Source organism: Treponema sp. OMZ 906, assembly GCF_024181185.1.
In the GTDB taxonomy this organism is placed as follows: Bacteria; Spirochaetota; Spirochaetia; order Treponematales; family Treponemataceae; genus Treponema.
Map to the genome: position 1 here is coordinate 1,879,643 of NZ_CP051196.1, position 19,348 is coordinate 1,898,990.

Annotated in this window: 16 protein-coding genes; 9 read left to right on the forward strand and 7 right to left on the reverse strand. The window is 44.3% G+C overall.

Going from position 1 to position 19,348, the window contains the following annotated elements:
- Positions 1–251 precede the first annotated feature (251 nt).
- The 4 genes from E4N69_RS08455 (at position 252) to E4N69_RS08470 (ending at position 4,816) form a co-directional block, all read left to right on the forward strand.
- A complete protein-coding gene (locus E4N69_RS08455) occupies positions 252–1,802 on the forward strand; it encodes an AbgT family transporter (protein ID WP_253714061.1) in 1,551 nt (516 codons plus the stop codon).
- Positions 1,803–1,887: 85 nt separating this feature from the next.
- Positions 1,888–2,457 carry an HD domain-containing protein gene (locus tag E4N69_RS08460; RefSeq protein WP_253823555.1) on the forward strand — a complete coding sequence of 190 codons (570 nt, stop codon included), beginning with the start codon at positions 1,888–1,890 and terminating at the stop codon, positions 2,455–2,457.
- A gap of 111 nt (positions 2,458–2,568) precedes the next feature.
- Positions 2,569–3,210, forward strand: a complete 642-nt coding sequence (locus E4N69_RS08465) for a TetR/AcrR family transcriptional regulator (protein WP_230977639.1) — start codon at positions 2,569–2,571, stop codon at positions 3,208–3,210.
- 28 nt (positions 3,211–3,238) lie between these two features.
- Positions 3,239–4,816 carry an L-lactate permease gene (locus E4N69_RS08470; RefSeq protein WP_253823556.1) on the forward strand — a complete coding sequence of 526 codons (1,578 nt, stop codon included), beginning with the start codon at positions 3,239–3,241 and terminating at the stop codon, positions 4,814–4,816.
- A gap of 18 nt (positions 4,817–4,834) precedes the next feature.
- Here the strand turns inward: E4N69_RS08470 and E4N69_RS08475 are convergent, their stop codons facing one another.
- The 7 genes from E4N69_RS08475 to E4N69_RS08505 form a co-directional block, all read right to left on the reverse strand.
- Complete coding sequence (locus E4N69_RS08475; protein WP_253714064.1) at positions 4,835–6,451, reverse strand: peptide ABC transporter substrate-binding protein; 1,617 nt, start codon at positions 6,449–6,451, stop codon at positions 4,835–4,837.
- The gene (locus E4N69_RS08480) at positions 6,444–7,853 is read right to left on the reverse strand and encodes a TP0584 family protein (protein ID WP_253823557.1); all 1,410 of its coding nucleotides are present in this window, start codon (positions 7,851–7,853) and stop codon (positions 6,444–6,446) included. Before E4N69_RS08480 ends, E4N69_RS08475 begins: the two co-directional genes overlap by 8 nt.
- A gap of 138 nt (positions 7,854–7,991) precedes the next feature.
- A complete protein-coding gene (locus E4N69_RS08485) occupies positions 7,992–8,846 on the reverse strand; it encodes a carbohydrate ABC transporter permease (protein ID WP_253823558.1) in 855 nt (284 codons plus the stop codon).
- Positions 8,843–9,757, reverse strand: coding sequence for a carbohydrate ABC transporter permease (locus E4N69_RS08490; protein WP_253823559.1), 915 nt, complete (start codon positions 9,755–9,757; stop codon positions 8,843–8,845). The genes E4N69_RS08485 and E4N69_RS08490 overlap by 4 nt, the downstream gene beginning before the upstream one ends.
- A 411-nt stretch (positions 9,758–10,168) precedes the next feature.
- On the reverse strand, positions 10,169–11,431 hold the full coding sequence (locus tag E4N69_RS08495) for an ABC transporter substrate-binding protein (RefSeq protein ID WP_253823560.1): 1,263 nt from the start codon (positions 11,429–11,431) through the stop codon (positions 10,169–10,171).
- 41 nt (positions 11,432–11,472) lie between these two features.
- Positions 11,473–12,258 (reverse strand): alpha/beta hydrolase, encoded by a 786-nt coding sequence (locus E4N69_RS08500; RefSeq protein WP_253823561.1) that lies wholly within the window; start codon positions 12,256–12,258, stop codon positions 11,473–11,475.
- 11 nt (positions 12,259–12,269) lie between these two features.
- Positions 12,270–12,455 carry a hypothetical protein gene (locus E4N69_RS08505; protein WP_253823562.1) on the reverse strand — a complete coding sequence of 62 codons (186 nt, stop codon included), beginning with the start codon at positions 12,453–12,455 and terminating at the stop codon, positions 12,270–12,272.
- Between the two features lie 224 nt (positions 12,456–12,679).
- Between E4N69_RS08505 and E4N69_RS08510 the strand changes: the two genes are divergently transcribed.
- The 5 genes from E4N69_RS08510 to E4N69_RS08530 all read left to right on the forward strand — a co-directional run bounded on the left by E4N69_RS08510 (position 12,680) and on the right by E4N69_RS08530 (position 19,046).
- On the forward strand, positions 12,680–12,934 hold the full coding sequence (locus E4N69_RS08510) for a DUF6364 family protein (RefSeq protein WP_253823563.1): 255 nt from the start codon (positions 12,680–12,682) through the stop codon (positions 12,932–12,934).
- Positions 12,931–13,347: a PIN domain-containing protein gene (locus tag E4N69_RS08515; RefSeq protein ID WP_253823564.1), complete on the forward strand. Its 417-nt coding sequence runs from the start codon at positions 12,931–12,933 to the stop codon at positions 13,345–13,347. The genes E4N69_RS08510 and E4N69_RS08515 overlap by 4 nt, the downstream gene beginning before the upstream one ends.
- 25 nt (positions 13,348–13,372) lie before the next feature.
- Complete coding sequence (murQ, locus tag E4N69_RS08520; protein ID WP_253823565.1) at positions 13,373–14,275, forward strand: N-acetylmuramic acid 6-phosphate etherase; 903 nt, start codon at positions 13,373–13,375, stop codon at positions 14,273–14,275.
- A gap of 11 nt (positions 14,276–14,286) precedes the next feature.
- Positions 14,287–15,204, forward strand: coding sequence for an N-acetylglucosamine kinase (locus tag E4N69_RS08525; RefSeq protein WP_253823566.1), 918 nt, complete (start codon positions 14,287–14,289; stop codon positions 15,202–15,204).
- Between the two features lie 104 nt (positions 15,205–15,308).
- A complete protein-coding gene (locus E4N69_RS08530) occupies positions 15,309–19,046 on the forward strand; it encodes a right-handed parallel beta-helix repeat-containing protein (RefSeq protein WP_253823567.1) in 3,738 nt (1,245 codons plus the stop codon).
- Positions 19,047–19,348: the final 302 nt, after the last annotated feature.

Consider the following 19,348-nt stretch of genomic DNA (forward strand, 5'->3'; position numbering starts at 1 on the left):
TACGAATGGAAATGGATTGTCAACCGGATATAACAGCGCAATCAGAGCAAGTACATCAAATACACTTCGTTGATTACGCCGGACTTATATGATAAAAAGATATTGATATTATTCGTGCGGAGGGTTTAATACCCCGACGCTTGCGTCGGGGTTGTTGATTAAAATTTATATTTGCCAATACGAAAATCATCGTATATAATTGAAGATATTATCGCATCATGATATGCGAAAACCATTTTCTAGGAGTTCTTATGAGTACAAAAAAGAACAAGGAAGTCTCAGGCTTTCTTAAAGGCGTTGAAAGGATCGGAAATAAGCTGCCTCATCCGGCGATGCTTTTCTTTATCCTCAGCATTATCGTTGTTATTATTTCAGCCATTGTAGCGGCTGTCGGTGCGCCGGTTACCTACTTTGACGCAAAAAAGGGGCAGGAAGTAACGATAAAGGCTGTCTCGCTTTTGAATGTCGAGGGATTTCGCTATATTTTGAACAGCGCAACGAAAAACTTTACCGGTTTTGCGCCGCTCGGTACGGTATTGGTCGCAATGCTCGGTATCGGCGTTGCCGAATGGACGGGGCTCATCAATACCTCATTGAAGAAGCTTCTCACCAATATTAACCCTCGGTTGCTGACAGCAGTTGTCGTTTTTGCCGGTATTATGAGTAACATTGCGTCCGATGCAGGCTACGTTGTAGTTATTCCGCTCGGCGCCATTGTGTTTGCCAATGCGGGCAGGCATCCGCTGGCGGGTCTTGCCGCTGCCTTTGCCGGTGTTTCGGGTGGTTTTTCTGCGAACCTCTTGCTGGGGACTACCGACCCGCTGTTAACCGGCATCACTATTGAGGCCTTGCACAATGCCGGTATGGACATCCCGCTTGATCCTACCTGTAACTGGTACTTTATGGTCGTTTCAACATTCTTGTTGACAATTATCGGAACCTTGGTAACCGAAAAGATCGTAGAAAAGAACTTAGGCGAATACCACGGCACCTATCAACCGGACAATATGCCCGTTTCCGCAGAAGAAACAAAAGGGTTAAAGCGTGCGGGTATTTCCATTCTGATTATGGTGGTCATCCTTGCAATCGGCATGTTCGGCTTACCCGGTCTCCCGTCCCTTGCCATTTTAAGCGAAGTAAATCCCAAAACAGGCGTTAGTTCCCTCAGCAACTTTATGCACGGCGGTTTACTCCCCGTTATTTTAATCCTTTTCTTGGTACCCGGTTTAGTATACGGTAAAACATTGGGAAAAATTAAGAGTTCCGGAGACCTCGTAAAAGGTATGACGCACGGAATGAGCTCAATGGCCGGCTACCTCGTATTGGCATTCTTTGCAGCGCAGTTTGTCAGCTACTTCGGTAAAACGAACCTCGGAACCATTCTTTCCGTAAACGGCGCCAACTTCTTAAAGAGCATCGGATTTACCGGCTTACCGCTTATCATCGCATTCGTAATTATTTCCGCTTTCTTGAACCTCTTTATCGGTTCCGCCTCTGCAAAATGGGGAATTATGGCGCCGATTTTCGTACCGATGATGGTAAACCTCGGCCTCTCACCGGCTTTAACGCAGGTTGCATACCGTATCGGAGACTCCAGCACCAATATCATCACTCCGCTGATGAGCTATTTTGCAATGATTGTTGTCTTTATGAAAAAGTATGATGAGGATTCCGGTCTTGGAACATTGATATCGATAATGTTGCCGTATTCAATCGCGTTCCTGCTTTCATGGCTTGGTTTGATGATTATTTGGTATGTAACCGGCTTACCGCTCGGTCCGGGAGCATTCTTAACACTGTAAGATTCCGGATATTTGTGTTCCCGCAGTGTAAGGCCTTAGAGAAGCCGCTTGCGGGAATGCAAAATTATTTTATCAGGAGAAAGCTATGAACATTGATAGAGATACGGCAATAGGCTTACTCAATCGATATGTTACGACCAAGCATATCATAGCGCATTCATTCGCTGTCGAAGCCGTTATGCGCGCCCTTGCAAAACGGCTTGATCCGGCGGATGAAGAACTGTGGGGAATTACCGGGCTGCTCCACGATTTGGATATGGACGTTTCCAACTGGCAGGAGCACCCTGAACGGCACGGCCCCGTAACGGTTGAGCTGTTAAAGAAACAGAATTTCGGCTGTGAAGAAATGTACAACGCTATTATCGCTCATAATCCCGATACGGGCACCGTACCGAAAACACTGTTTGAAAAAGCGCTCTTTGCAGCCGACCCGATTACCGGCTTTATCACCGCCGTTACGCTTGTTTATCCCGATAAAAAAATTGCGAGCGTTAAGGTTAAATCCATCGTCAAGAAAATGAAAGCAACCGGATTTGCCGCCGGTGCCGATAGAGGCGCAATGATGTCAATAGAAAATATCGGGATACCGTTTCCGGAATTTGCAGAATTAGCGCTTACCGCTATGTGCGGTATCGCCGATCAACTCGGCCTTTAGTGCGCGTTGACGTGTGAGCTTTGCCCGCCTGCGTTGAAGAGGCACTTTGACTTCTCGCGTTAACTCCTTTAAGTCTTGCGGGCTGTAAGCCTGTCTGATATTATACAGCTTATGGCTAAGTTTAAACGGCAATCGAAATCTTCTCGCATGGCGGAGATACAAGAAGCGGCAAAAAAGGTATTTTTAGAGAAAGGATTTCGCTATACGACAATGGAAGATGTTGTGAAAAACACAACGCTTTCCAAGGGCGGCGTATACCAATATTATAAAACGACAAAGGCAATCCTTTTCGATATTATGCAAAACGGAAATTATTTCCGGTATGAACGAACCGAAAAGATTGTGCAGGAATCGGCAGGTACCGAATCGGTTGCCGAGGTCATAACAGACGCTTGTATGGCTAAGCTTTTTGATGAAGTACCCGAAAAAAAACTCTACTTGATGTTTCTAGCGGAAATACCGTATGACCGCGATTATGAAGCGCTATATTTTCAATTGGAAAAACAAGCCTTTGAACTGTTTATAAAAACGTTACACTATCCGTCCCAACAAGAACAAAAAATTATGAATATCATTCAAGAGCAAGAGTACTTTTTGTTTAAAATTTTTCACGGCATGCTCGTTATGCATGAGCTATTCAGCGATAAGGATGTGTTTAATCAAAATAAAGAAAAAATCCGTACAATAATTCTGACTGCAATACAGAACTTCTTTAACCGGCACCAAGATTTGCTCAACCATATTAACCGATGATGTGTTTACCCTGAAGGATGAATAATACATGATACTGATTAATTTCATACTTGCAATGCTGCCGATTGTCTGGCTTGTTATTTCTTTAAGCAAGCTCAAGATGAGCAGTTGTAAAGCCTGCGGTATTGCATTGCTGATAACGGCGATTTTAGCAGGATTTTATTGGAAATTGCCTCCTCTACATATCTCGTCCGCTATGTTTGAAGGAGCAGCGTATGCGCTCTGGCCGATCTGTTTGATTATTGTTGCCGCTCTTTTTACATACAATTTAACGATAAAAACCGGCGCTATGGAAAAAATCAAAGGGATGTTGATCGGTATTTCCGATGATAAAAGAATTCTGATGCTGATTATCGGCTGGGGTTTCGGTAATTTTATGGAAGGCATGGCAGGGTTCGGTACTGCGGTTGCTATTCCCGCATCGATTCTTGCCGGAATAGGTCTTAATCCCATCAACGCAGTAACGGCTTGTCTTGTTGCAAATACGACGCCGACTGCGTTCGGCTCGGCAGGAGTGCCGACAGCGACACTTGCTTCCATTACAGGGTTGGACTTGCAGCAGCTTGCCGCAAATGCCGCGCTCATACAGGCCGTTCATACGTTTCTTTCACCGTTCCTCGCGGTGGTGATCTGCGGAGGCGGCATAAAGGCATTAAAAGGCGTATGGCATATTACGTTGATCGCATCGCTGTCGTTCGTTGTGCCCTATCTCCTTTTTGCGCAATTGTTAGGCCCCGAACTTCCAACTATTGTCGGTTCAATTTGTTCGATGCTCTGTGTAATCCTTGCGGCAAACTTCGGTAAAAGGAAACGTAATGAGGCTCCCGATGCCGTAAAGATCGAATCGGAGTATTCCGTAAAAACTGTTGTGGCAGAGATAACAACACCGGTAGTGCATATCGGCTTTTCCGAAGGCCTTAAAGCATGGGCGCCGTTTATGCTCATCTTTGTATTGTTAATTCTTACCTCCAAGCTCTGTCCTCCGGTGCACAACGCCATTAAGGATTTCAAACATTCGTTTATGATTTATACGGGAGAAGGAGGCAAGCCGCTCACATTTAGCTGGATAAATACTCCGGGAGTGGTGATATTTATAGCGGCCATCTGCGGAGGGCTTATTCAAAAGGCTTCATTGTTCGAAATGGCCGACGTATTGGGCTTTACCCTAAAAAAATATTGGAGAACCTTTGTAACGATTTGTAGTGTTTTGGCAACTGCCAAGGTGATGATATACAGCGGAATGATTTCCGATATTGCCCGTTCGGCTGTTGTTGCAGCCGGTCCGGTATATCCGTTTGTTGCACCGTTAATCGGCGTGTTGGGAGCCTTTATAACGGGATCGGGTACTTCTACCAATGTCCTTTTTGGAAATTTACAGATGGAGACTGCACATTCGCTTAATTTGAATCCATATTGGATTACCGCGGCCAATGCACTGGGTGGGGGAATCGGCAAAATGATATGCCCGCAAAATATTGCAATTGGAGCAGGTTCTATCGGCATTACCGGTTCCGACAACAAAATTCTTGCAGCGGTGTTTAAATATTTTGTTGTGTATGCATTGCTTGCGAGCGTAATCTGTTTTGCCGGCTCGTTCCTGATGTGAGCCGCTGCACATTTCCGTTCAGCGGTTCTCTTTGGTATATAACGCAACTCCGGGCAACGGATCGGGCTGGGCAAATCGGATAAATTTAAACGGATGGATATTAACCGCATTGACATACCAGCCTTTGATATCGCTTAAATCGATTACGTTGATTGCAGGAACGTGAGAAAGTGGAATAAGAACCGATGAATCGAGTAACAGCTGTTCCGCTTTTGCAAGATAGTCAAATCTCGCTTTGCGATTTTGTTCTGCCGATGCTTTCTTGATAAAATTTTCATAATCTATATTGTGCCAGCCTGAATCATTTAAAGTTGAATCGGTGCGGAATAATTCTAAAAACGCAAGCGGATCTGCAAAATCACCAATCCACGAAATGACAGCCAAATGATAGTTATCCGTCTTTAATCGGTCGTAGTATTCTTCAAAGGGTGTTGTCGTAATCTCGGTTGAAATTCCTATTTTTTCCCATGCAGTTTTCAGCAATGCCGCTTGTTGGATGTAGAAGGCTGTTTCCGGTAAGAGAATTTTTACCGGTTGTGTTGTTTCCGACTGCGGGACTTTTTTTAACAATTTTTCAGCTTTTGCTATATCCTGTTTATCAACACCGGGTACGGTTGGATATCCCGTGAGGGGGAATACCAACGTCTTAGCAGGAATTAAATAATCTTTGCGCAATTCGGTATAGGGGAGTGCAGCGAGCAGCGCTTCTCTGAACGTTTGATTATTACACGGCGTTGTGTTTGTTTTAAAATAGAAGAATTCAGTTGCAAACATCGGTGTAATGTGGATGGTATATGCCGCTGCTACTTTATTTAAATTGACGGATCCGCAAAGCCAATGAATAGAACCTTGATTAAAAGCTTCTGTCATTTTATCGGTATCTTCATCTAACAATATGCTGATTGCAGGGAGTCGTACCGATTCGGAATCCCAATAAACAGAGTTCTTTACAAGGCGGATTTTGTCGCCGGTAAAACTTTCTATTTTAAAAGGGCCGCTTGCGATCGGTTTAAAAGCGGCGGCAGAATTTGCAAAAGAAGATTTACCTGCATATTTCGTTATTGCTTTAAGCTGTGAAGGATGTACTGCGGAAAATGCGTGATGACAAAGTATATTAGCCAGTTGTTCGGCGGGATATACGAGCGAAATTTTTAACGAAGTATCCGATTCCGCATACAAGCCGATATGCGATGTGTCCGTAGCCATTCCACTCCGGTATTCTTTTACACCTTTAACGCAATCTAAAAGTGACGCATACGGTAAATCAAGTTTTGGGTTTAACAAATTGATAAATGAATCACAGAATACTTGCGCGGTAATAGGGTCACCATTTTCAAATGTGAGGTTATCCCGCAGTGTAAATGTCCATGTCAAACCGTCTGCACTGATTTTCCAATCCTTTGCTAATCCTGCCACCGGCTGCAACGTATAAGGATCGTATGTACACAACCCTTCGTACAATCCGGTAAGAATTTGCGCCTCATTTGCATTATACGCGGCATGGGGGTGTAAGTTCGGAATACCGGTAGTGACCGAAACAACAAACTCGTTTTGAGGATAGGGTTCATTTTCTGCGCATGCAACAAAGGGAACTATACATAAAACAAGAAACAGTAATATATTTTTTTTATTCATGAATTAATCCAAGTTCTTTCATATTCAAATATTCTTCAACACTCGCATTGTATTCCGCTCTGCATTGATTTGCTTTTATCACCGCATTTCGAATTGTTGTTAATTCTATTTTTATTCCCCTCATTTTTGATCGCAATATAACATCGGTAGATTTATAATAATCATCCAAGCCTCCGAGCGTTTTTAAATACCCATTGCATATAACAATGTATTTGTTTAGCATTTCAAGCAATTGTTCATTGCTCATACCGGTTAAACGCTGCTGAAGGTCGGAAGTCCCCGATGAAAGGATTCTAAAAATACGAATTGTTTTTGCTAAATTATCAGTAAAATCTTCCAGTACGATTATTTCTTTTTTTTGTAGGTTGCTAATAGGATCTTTAATCAGTATGGTGATTTCATGTTTTTTTTCTTCCATATTGAAAGCACGCCTCAGAGCTTCTAAGAACTTGGTAAAAATCGTCATACGTGATTTATATACTATTTCTTGATTAGCCATGAGTTTGGTGAGGCAGGTATCGAAATGATTGCCGGTAGTACCGAGGATGCGGAGCCCTGTTATAAGCACCGGCCGCATATTCTCCTGTTTATTAATTTTTACATCTTCTTTTTGCGTTATATTCAAATGACGCAATACTTCCCGTTGCAGATGTGCCGAATCAGGGCCGTAATCTTCTTTAATAACTTCCATTACAAGATCATGATAAAAAGGGAGTTTTTCATCATTTGTCGCGAGGGCTTTTTTAAGATTTTTTAATAATTTAATCGGGCTTGCGATATCCGCTTGTGAAACCGTTAAATCGGGCGGCATATTTTTTCTGACCGTTAGTTTATATTCTTCCCGGTGTAGACGGGCAAGCTGACGGAGTGTTTTATTGATGTCAGCATCGAGCTTTGCAAGGTGCCCGAGCGAATCTCTCAATAGCCCGCCGGTTAGCGTATCGGAGACGGAATGGAGCGATTTACATATTTCGGCTATTGCACGGGTATTCGCAAGTGTCGAATTTTCATTAAGTGCCGACCACTGAAAAGTTTTATTCAATGCGAGCATGGATGCAATGCGCTGTGGTGTTAAGAACGAACAGTTAAACTGATAGGAGTTAGTTAAAAAATCAAGCATCGTTTGATACTGTGCTAATCGGGAACCGACGATAGCAGCTCGTTCACTATCAGCAAAAGCTTCGTTACTGGGGACTTTTATTTCGGTCATGCGGCTATCGTATTTATACGGATCGTCATAAACTAAGCCTTTTTTTAGTAAATTGCTGCGGAGAATTTTTACCACACTGCCGAGTGCTGCATAATTCTGCTGTAACTGCGGGAGTAAATGCCTATTAAATTCTTCCCGTTGTATGGCTATGTGGTGTTCTAACTCTTCAGAAAAATTTTTCGTAGATTCCATATCATCATCATCGGCACTTTAAAAAAATTTTTTATACGATTTGCGGAATAACTGCCTTAAAAGCAAAGCGAGGGACAGAAGCGATGGGGGTGAGGATGCCTCAAAAGTTAGTTACTTTTTTGCCATCCCCACAATCTCCTATTTTATCGCGCCGGCAGTCATTCCCTTAATGAAATACTTACTCATAAATAAATAGAGAATCATCATCGGGAGGATGGCTACGGTTAATCCGGTAAACAAAAGCGTCCAATTGGTGCTGTGCTGCCCGAAAAAGGTGCTGAGACCAACCGGCAGGGTTTTTAGATTCCTGCTGTGCAAAAAGACAAGCGGAAAAAAGAAGTCGTTCCAGATAGGCACCGCGTTGTAAATGGTTACCAACGCAATTCCGGGTGCAATGACCGGCATCATAATCTTACTGTAAATGGTAAAGTCATGGCAGCCGTCTATCCGCGCCGCATATTCGAGATCTGCAGGAATAGCTTTAAAGAATCCCGAAAGAATAAATATGGTTGAAGGAATCCCCATTGCGGTAAAAATTAAAATAACCGACAAAAAGTTATCCATAAGCCCGAGTTTTCTGATAATCATAAACAGCGGGATGATGGCAGCTTTGAGGGGTAGCATGATACCGCTTAAAAAGACCATATACAGCAGCGTATTTCCTTTGAACACGTATCGGCTAATAGCGTATGATGCCATCGAGCCGAACAGCAGCACTAAAACCATAGAGAAGGCGGTTACGATGACGCTGTTGATAAAAAACGTGCTGAATCCCATATCGACCCAAACCCGCTTATATGACGAAAAATCCGGGTTGATCGGCAGAGCGAACGGGTGCTGGAGAATTTCGCGTGTCGGTTTTAATGACGACATAACCATATTAAAAAGCGGATATGCGATCAAGATAACATAGATAATCATCAGTGTTAAAATACCGGCGATTGCAAGGCGTTTTACAGGGGATTCTGTATTCATGCGTAGATTCATGTTCATACTTGTGTCTCCTTTGCCTTTCCGATTGCGACGGATACGAGCGAAATACAAAAGGTCATAATATAGATGATAACGGCGATGGTACTGCCAATGCCGATTTCGGGGTTACCCGTATCCACCGAACCGAAGGCGGTGCGGTAAAAAAGCGTGCCGATGGTGTCGGTGCTATAGTTCGGTCCGCCGCCGAGGTCGGTCATGGTGTATATCTGTTCAAAAACATTTAAACTGCCGATGACGGTTAATACCGTGATAACCGTTACGGACGGAATAATGAGCGGAAATATGATTTTCCAAAATAAGCCCATCTCGCTTACGCCGTCTATGTACGCGGCTTCGATACAGCTCTGATCGATTGAGTCGATGGCTGCAAGGAATACAAGTGAAGGGAAGCCCACCCAGCGCCAAATATTGGTTGCGATGATGGCAAAGGTTGCGGTGTTTTCGTCGCCGAGCCACGCCCGCCGGAAGGAGGAGAGGTCGAGGAGATTCAAAAAACTATTGACCAGCCCATCGCTCTTTAAATACATACCCCATAAAAATCCGACCGCAACAATTGAAAAAAGCACCGGTATAAAAAATATCCGCTTAAAGGCCCCGTGTCCTGCGATTTTTCTACTTAAAACATACCCGAAAAGCAGTCCGAGGCTATTTTGAATGAGCATTGTGCAGCAAAACCAGATGCCATTGTGCTTTAATGCATTAAAAAAACGTTCGTTATACGGAAAGGTAAAAAACAACTTTTTAAAATTACCCAATCCGGTAAATGTGCCGCGGAGAAGTTGGTTCCAGTTGAATAAGCTGTTGAACAGACTCATAAAAAGCGGCAACAAAATAAACACGCTGACAATCAGCAGCGCCGGCGTTACGAAAAACGCAATCCATAAAAATTTACTTGTTTTTGATGTTATCATACTTTCATATTATCCATGGCGCCTGCCTTCCTTTTGTGCGAAATTTTAAGGAAATAAAATTTCGCACATTTTTCCAGCAGACGGGTGAACGCATCAGGCAAATAGATCAAATTCCGCAAAATAATTGGGGCTGTGAGACCATTTGAACCATCTTCAACTGTTGTACATCCGTGTACAACAGTTGAAGGCGAGTTTTGTGCGTGCACAAAACATCGCTGCTGTGTGGAACCACTGCCATCCTTGGCAGTTCTGGTTGAGCAGCCTCAATGATTTCTGCGGGTAACACGAATATTGTACTTCCTTGTACAATGTTCGTGTCAAGTTTTTCTAATGAAAAACTTGTTGCTGATTAGCATCACCGCCATCCGTGGCGGATATAAAAAAGTGCCTGATGTGTTCGCCCGGGAGCCCCTATTTTTGGAAGGGTTTATAATAGGTAGCGATACCTGTTTGTACGTTCTTACATGCTTGTTCGGCCGTTAAAGAACCTGCTAAGTAGCCCTGCCCTGCTGCCTGCCACAAAGCGGAACCGGTCGGCTGTTCATAGCGGAACGGTACAAGGAAAATATAGCTGGTGCTGTTTTTCATCATCGTGATGACTTTTCCGACAAACGGATCAAGCGAGGTGTCTACCCCGGGTGTAGAACTGATCATTTTCAGATCGGAAATCAGCATATTGCCGACTTCCGGTGAACCGAGGAACTGTAAGAAGGTGAGCGCCGCTTCTTTATGTGCTGTTTTTGCATTGACTGCCCAGTTCATATCTGCATAGAAGGTAACGTACTGTTCTCCTGCCGTTGTGCCCGGTACCGGGAATGCATCGAATTGGAGGGAAGGGTTGTTTGCTTTAAAGGTTCCTGCTTCATACGAACCGCCGATCATGTGTGCGGCCGTTTCGTTCATAAAAGAACCCTGAATGTCGGTATAGCCGACACCGGTAAACAGTTCCGGCATATAGGGGCGCAACGCGCCGATTTTTTTAACCGCATCGATAAAGCGTGGATCTTCGAACGTAGTTTTGCCGGCGACGACTGCATCAAAAAAGTCATTAGCTCCATAGAAGTTGGGGCCGACGCCGCCTAAAAGGGTTTCTACCGTCCATCCGTCCTTTGAACCGTTTGCAAGCGGTATAATACCATTCTTCTTACAGACTTCAAGATTTGACAGGAATTCATCCCATGTCGCCGGAACCTTTAAACCGAGCTTTTTGTAGATATCTTTGTTATAGTAACAGAAGATCGCTTGGCTTAACGCAGGCAGACCGTATATTTTACCGTCTTTAATGCTTCGTGCACCCTGTTTAGCCGGTTCCGAATAATCTTTTAAATTGGGAATAAGGTCATCGAGCGCGAGGAGATACTCGCTGTCTGCAAGCGTCTGTAAACCGCCGTAGGCTCTGCCCATAAAGACATCCGGTCCTCCACCGCCTTGCAGTGATGCGCTTACGATCGTATTATACTCGGTGTTTTTAATGGCGGTTTGCTTTACGCTGATGTTCGGATGCTTTTCTTCAAAGGCTTTAATAACCTTCTCGTAGAATTCTACATCCTCGGTACGCCATGTCCAAAATTCCAGCATAACTTTTTCGCTGGAATTGTTGCTGTTTTCATTTGAACATGCAAACAACATCAAGAGAAAACATGCTGCCAATGCTGCAATGATTTTATTTTTCATCACTTGCCTCCTAACTGTTGAAAATTCCTATTTTAACCGATTTAAAAAAATCGGTTAATAATCTTTTTAATGCCGCGATCCCACAGCGGCCATTCATGCCCGCCGGGACTTTCTTCATAGTAATGCTCGATACCCTGTTCCTGTAAAAAACGATGAAAGTCCCGATTGATGCCGATGAAACCGTCCGAAGTACCGCATTCAAGGGAGATCTGCGGATAAGCCTTTCCCTGCACGGACTTTTTCATTGTGAGCACTGCATTTTTATATTCGCTTTCCATATTCTCTATGCTGCCGAATATACCCTCCGCCCATTCAGGGGTAAAGACGGGATGTTCGGGCGAAAGTTGTTCCCTCGTTAAAAAAGCGGAGGAAATACCTGCGGCGGCTCCGAAGTTCTGCGGATATAAACAGGCTGCCCGTATTGCTCCGGCTCCACCCATCGAAAGGCCCGCGATAACGGTGTCCTCCCGCTTTGCTGAAAGGTGAAACAACCTCCGTGTCAGCTGTATCAGCTCGTCCCCGACAAAGGCGCCATACTGCTGCCCGGGAAGTTTACCGTCGATATAAAACGCATTTTCCGCCGCCGGCATGATGACGGCAATATGCTTTTCCGTTGCGTAGCGGCGTATGTTTGTAAGCGTGAGCCAGTCCGTATGGCAGCCATACAGCCCGTGCAGCAGATAGAGCGTTTTAAGAGGCCGGTTTTCCTGCGCTTGCGGCCTGTTACCGGAGGCATCGGGCGCGCTGTCTTCCGCCGGAATAATTGCGCATAGAGAGACGGGACGCATAAATGATTGTGCAAAAACTTCGGTATAAACAAGAGCCATCTTACTTTTTCTTATCCTAAAACTGCTTTTCGAAGAACTTCATACCATGGCTTGAAGTTCTTCAACTGTACTTCTGACAGTTCAGGACAGTCTTCTGTAATTACAGGCTTTGCTGAATGTATTATTTTTTTATCTTCTTCTGTAAGAGGATTCATAATCAAATCATCTAATGTCATAGTTTTCATATCAAAAGTCATTTAGATACTCTGCGCGTATTATATTCTGTAGATACAGGAAATGTCAACGTAAAAAATCCAAGTGAAAAATCCAATGTGATATTTTAGTACAAAGGGACACCTCTATTCCGAAGGATGCGAAGCAAATCTAACCGAATTTTTAGAGATACCCTATAGATATACGGAGTTTTTTTATATGGACTCACACGTGTTTATGTGTTATGATTACACGTACGAGGTGATATATGTTGGCAAAACTTACGTTAACTATAGAGCAATCCGTAATAGAACAGGCAAAGGAATATGCGCAAAAAAAGAATCGGAGCGTTTCTCGAATTGTAGAAGAGTATCTTAAAAATATCGTAAGCAATCATGACATAAGCACTTCTTTTTCTACACTAAAATCACCGATAACCGATAGTATTTCCGGGATGTTTCATGACAATGGAAAATCATACAGCGATATGCTCAGCGAAGCATTACAGGACAAATATGTATGATAAAAAAAGTTTTTATCGATACCGATGTTATTCTTGATGTTGCATTGGCTCGCGACCCATTTTTTTCTGCGAGTAAAATCATATTGGCAATGGCAGAGAATAATATTATCATAGGAGCTATTTCATCGAATTGTGTTGCCAATATCTATTATATATTGAGAAAGGCCGGAGGAAATAGCCAAGCACGGAAATTTATATCAACGATAGTTAAGTACATAACGGTAATAACGATCGATCATAAGAATGTATTGGAAGCATTGAAATCAAAATTTTCTGACTTTGAAGATGCATTGCAATATTATTCAGCTATAGAACATCAGTGTGAATATATCATAACCAGAAATATTGAAGACTACAAAAATGCAGAAATACCGGTTTTGCTGCCGGAAGAATTTATCGGAATGTTCCAATAATTAATGGAAAGAGGAGTAGATTATAATGAAAGAAATTCCCGTAACGGAGCAGCGCAATCCTGCTTCATATCAAATCGATACGAAAAGTACGGCAGAAATTTTAACGATTATCAATAATGAAGATAAAAAAGTTCCCGAGGCGGTTTCTAAGGCGATTCCGCAATTGACGCGGTTGGTCGATTGTGTGGTTGAGGTGTTTCAAAAAGGCGGACGGCTGTTTTACCTCGGTGCGGGAACCTCCGGCCGTTTGGGGGTGCTTGACGCCTCAGAATGTCCGCCCACCTACGGCGTGTCCCCCGATATGGTGCAGGGCTTTATCGCAGGCGGCGATGCCGCGCTCCGCCGGTCTATCGAAGGCGCCGAGGATGATGAAAACCACGGTGTCGATCAGCTGCGCGGTGCAGGTTTTTCGGCGGCCGATATGCTGGTGGGCATTACCGCCTCCGGTTCCGCCCCTTATGTGCTGGGAGCGCTCCGGTATGCCCGTTCGCTCGGCAGTCCGACCGGTGCAATAAGCTGCAATAAAGATTCACGCACCTTCGAGCTTGCCGATTATCCTATTTATCTGCCGGTCGGACCCGAAATCGTTACCGGCTCTACCCGGATGAAGTCCGGTACTGCGCAAAAGCTCGCGCTGAATATGATTACCACCACCGCGATGATTAGACTGGGAAAGGTCTATAATAACTTTATGATCGATTTGATGCCGGTGAACGCAAAGCTGGTGGAACGGTCGAAGCGGCTGATTAACGAGATTACCGGATGCGGGGAAGCGCGTGCCGCACAGATATTTGAAGATTCCGGACGGAAGATACGGACGGCGGTGATTATGGCTTCGCTTGAGGTATCGAAAGAGGAAGCGGAAGCGCTGCTTAAGCAGGGGAACGGCAATATCAACAATGCGCTCGATGCGTATAAACGGCGATAAACGGCATAGGTATGAAGCAATTATTTTTTGGGATCGACGGAGGGGGAACACAGTCCCGGCTCGGTATCTGTGATGAAACCGATCGGCTGATTGCACAGGTAAAGGGCGGTTCTACCAACCGGTATGCGGTAGGGTTTGATGCAGCTTGCGATAATCTCCGCGACTTGATTCAAAAACTCAAAATTGAAAGCGGCATCGATGTGCAGAACTGCGCTGCAGGCTGCTTTGCTTCCGCCGGTATGAGCACGGAGCAAGAGACCGAAGATTTCCGCCGTTTTTTTACCGGCGAGGGAATCCGCTGCCCTCTGTACCTTTGCAACGATGCACTGGCCGCACTCGCAGGCGGTACCGGAACGGCGGAAGGCATTATCGTGGTGAGCGGTACCGGATCCATTGCCGCCGGCTTAGATAAAAACGGCAGAACCGCCCGCGCCGGTGGGCTTGGCCATTTGATTGGGGACGAAGGTTCCGGCTTTAAGATAGGATTGGACGGGATTAAAGCCGCCGCCGCTGCTTTGGAACGGCGCGGAGAGCGTACCATATTGGCTCCGATGCTGTTTAACCATTACGGTGTCAACACCATACGGGAATTATTTCCCTTTTTGTATACAAACTTTGATAAATCGAGGGTTGCCTCTTTTTCGCCCTGTGTATTTCAGGCGGCGCAGCAATCGGATGCGGTTGCAACACATATTTTGACAACGGCCGCACAAGACCTGTCGCTCCTTACCCGCAGCGTATACGGCGCTCTCTTTGACGGAACGGAGGCTGAAGTGGTATTCTCCGGCGGCATTTTGGAACATCAATCTTCTTTTGCAAAACTGACCGCCGCATATATCTGTGATGCGTTGCCGCAGGTGCGGATTGTCCGCCGCCGTTTTGAGCCGGTAGTCGGTGCGTGTATTCTTGCCCTGCTTGGCAGACAGTAAATTTTGAGAAGGCAAATACATTTGTTCTTTCTTTTTTGATCAATATGATATAAAATATAAAAATAATGCTTTTGTAGCCGTTTTGAATTCTGCCGGAGTTTTACATGAAAAAAGTTGTGCGGATAGTTATTCTCTCAGTTTTTGCGTTTTGCCTTTCCATAGCCTGTAAAAATTACACGGAAGATATTGAAGATTATTTAAGCTATTGGTCAGCTGGAGTATCGATTGCGGAGTATCGGTTTGAGCCGCAGCCTCAAATCTATACGGAAGGTATGCAATACGTTTCCTCAAAGGCACCCGTAACCGTTACATTTACCGTGCACAACTCTAAAAACTTAAATTTAAAAATGCCGGGGGATTCCGATGCTCCTGCCGATATTATTTCATTTCCGCATATTCCGGATGCCCCCGATAAAAGAGTTGCTGCACCGCAATCCGGCAATGATTATGAGTTTAAAAAAATTTCAAATACCGAACTGAAGCTTACCTATAACCCTGCCTTTTTACAAAAGTATGAATGGGGCAGAGGAGATATAACTCCTTCTATTATACTCTATACCACGGACGGCAGAGTGTTTAAGCAAAACATTCCGTTTAAGCTCAACGTAAATACTCCTCCTCCGGCTATTGCCGAATGTGTTATTGGACAGACAGGAACCGCTTCACTTTCCGAAACTTGTTATTATGTGCTGTGCTTGCAACTGTCGGATGACGATATGAAAAAAACATGCGGCAACGGGCTTTTGCATGGGGATATTGCCGGTGTTGAAATCAACGGAACAATATACAACCTTTCGGTTGACCGTAAATCGAAACAGCTGAAAGCACAAGCTGACAGCCCTTTTATCGATAAAGATAAGGTAAAAAAGTTAGATACCATCGATGCGAAAGAAATTCCTTCCGATTGGACGCTGTATTTTAAAACCGAGGTTGAAGTAAAGCCGGCTAGTTCCAAAAAAGACTATACGGTTAGATTAAAGGATGCAAAGGGACTGTATTCGGAACCGGTTACGGTAGGTACTCAGGGGAAGATAGTTACCGTAACCTTTAAACTTGCAGGCGGGAAAATCGGCAGTAGTACAGATGATGTTACGAGAGCCGGTAGATTTGGTGCAGCGTTTACCCCGCCTGCTAATCCTACTAAAGCCGGCTATACCTTCAACGACTGGGATCCTACGCTGCCTTCACCGCTCGTATTCCCTGCAACAGATACGACATACACTGCGCAGTGGCAAGAGATTTCCAAGCCGGGTATGCGTATAAAGGAAGGCATCTCCGCAGAAGAAAAATCGTACGAAGAAAGCGGTTCGGACGATCTTGTATCTGATGCAGGGCAGTATAAGCATACAACCCCGCTGATTATCTATAAAGAGAGCGGTCAGGCAAAGCTGTCGATTACCGGTTCCAGCGGTACAACAGCATATTATCGGATTGATACGGGAAGTGGGACTGAGGGAACTGAAATAAGTCTTTCTGCCGATGGAAATGCTCACAAGCTCACCGTTTGGGCAAAAAAAGGCACCGATGACAGTATTAAAACGGAACTGTATGTCCAAGTTAAAAATGCGCTTACAACATATAAGGAACTGAAAAATGTTGTAACGCATGCCGATGACAACGCTGTTATTAATATTGGAAATAATCTTAACTGTACTGAAGAATCAAGCGAAATTGAAATAAATAAAACTCTTACCGTACAACGCAAAGTTACAAGCAGCGCTCCGTCTCGATACATCATAAATGCAAACGAAAAAGGGAGATTCTTCAAGGTTGCCTCAGAAGGATATTTAACGCTGAAGGAGCTTACGCTAAAAAACGGTAAGATGAGCGGAACTATCGCGACCGGAATAGGCGGAGGAATACAGGTATTAAGCGGCGGTACGTGTCAACTAACGAACTGCATTATCACAGAGTGTAAGGCTGTAAACGGCGGCGCTTTGATAGTAGAGGGAAGGTGTACCCTTACGGATTCCGTTGTCGAAAATAATAGTTTCCTTGCAGGCGGAAGCGCTGCTGCTGCAAACGTTATGGCTGCCGGGACGCTCGTTTTGGAAGGAAATACCGTTATCAAGGACAATAAAACAGCGGACGGTAATCCCGATGCTATGGCTGTAGTGATAACGGGAGGTATAACTCTTAAAGATTCTGCACAAGTAAAAGCCGTAAATAATATTCACTTATCGGTAGAAACGGCTTATATAACCGTCGATGGAAATCTCGCAGCCTCTCAAACGGCAGCCGGGGTATCGGTGCCGTCTTTTTCTGCAGGAAGAAAAGTACTTGCCGGCAATCTCACTCCCGACAATATAGGTAAATTTACGCTTACGGGACTGCATGCCGATCAATGGAAGATAAATGCTTCCGGCGAGCTTGAGGCAGTTGGCGGTCAGGGACCGACAATAAAGGCAACTAGTTGGGAAGACTTACGGAATAAAGTGCAAAGTGCTTCCGACGGCGACGTTATCGAAATAGCACAGAATCTTACTTACAACATAGCTGCTGCAGGTAGTAACAAATCTACAATAACGGTAAAAAAAGATATTACCATAAAGTCAAAAGCCAGTAATACGTATACTCTGAATGCAGGTGGTAAGGGAGCTGATAGTGAGCAATCCAATAACAAGAGTACCGGTATTTTTGAGGTGAGTGGCAACAAAACCTTAACGCTTGAAAATTTAATTTTAACCAAGACCGAAAGATATGCCGTCTATGTTGCTGAGGGAGATAATTCCCTTACAATGAAGAATGTAACGATTAAGGACTGTAAGACCCAAGATAATGCTGCCGGTATTTACTTTAATAAAGGTAAAACTTTAACACTCGAAAACTGTACGATAGAAAAGTGCAATGGAAATGGTGGCTTGTCATCCGGCGGTATCGAGATTCAAGCGCCGACAGAACCGGTGAGCATAAAAGATACAACAATTGAAAACTGTAAAGCAATCGGTTCAGATACTACCGGCGGCGGTATACATCTGTGGAATGGTCAATGTACATTGGAAAATGTAACGGTTGATAATTGTAGTGCAAAGAAAGGCGGCGGTATGTGCGTTAAAAAAAGTACCCTGACCATAACGGGGGGCTCTTTTACAAAGAATGAGGCAAGTGGTTCAATTGCAAACGGTGGGGGTGGTGCTATCTATAGCGAAGATTCCACGGTTACGATAACAGGATGTACCATAGGCGGTGACAATCCAAGCGACGGTAACAGTGCAGGACAGGGTGGAGGTATCTTTGTCAGTGAAGATGCTAGATGTACTTTAAACGCCGGTACAAAAATCAGCGGTAACAAGGCTATTAGGATAGAAGGACATAATAGTAGCGGCGGCGGTATATTTGTGGATAAAGCTAAAAGCGGTACTCAGGCCGGTACATTAACTATCAATAGGTCTAGCGGGAATCCTGTCATCATCTCCAAGAATACGGCTGACTACGGCGGGGGCGTGTATAACTATGGAACGGCAACTATTAACCATGCTGAGATAAAGGATAACAACGTACAATACCACGGCGGCGGGATGTTTAACGCGGGAACTTGTACGATGGACGGTGTTACGCTGCAGAATAACAAAGCTAAAAGTGAAGGAGGCGGCATTTATAGCAATAAAGAACTTACACTCAAAAACACTACCGTTACCGGCAATGAGGCAACAACGAGTGGAGGTGCTATACAGATCGCAACTGGCAGTTCGGTCTTCAATATGTCGGGTTCTACGGTTATTACGGTAGATCCAAGCAAGAATGACATATATTTAACGAATGATGCCTTTATCACGCTGACCGGTGAGTTGACCGCTACGAAAAAGATTGCACGTATTACGTTAAACAGTTCGGGGGGGTAATGGGTATAAAGCCGATCGAGTAGTAGTCAAAGGCGGAAGCGGGTTTAACATTACAGCAGACTATAAAAATAAATTTACGATAACGGATAAAATAGGCAACCCTCAGCACTGGAAACTTATTTATCAAAGTAATGCGTTAAAGCTTAAGAAGAACTAAACTTTCTCTTCGCGGCTGTGCGGTTTTTCTTTGCATTTTCTTGCAATTCCGTGTATAGTATCCGCAAATATGGTAGAGCAATCGCATCAGTTTTTTTTAGGCAACCTCACAGAATAATCAAGACCATTCAACCAGAACTGTCATG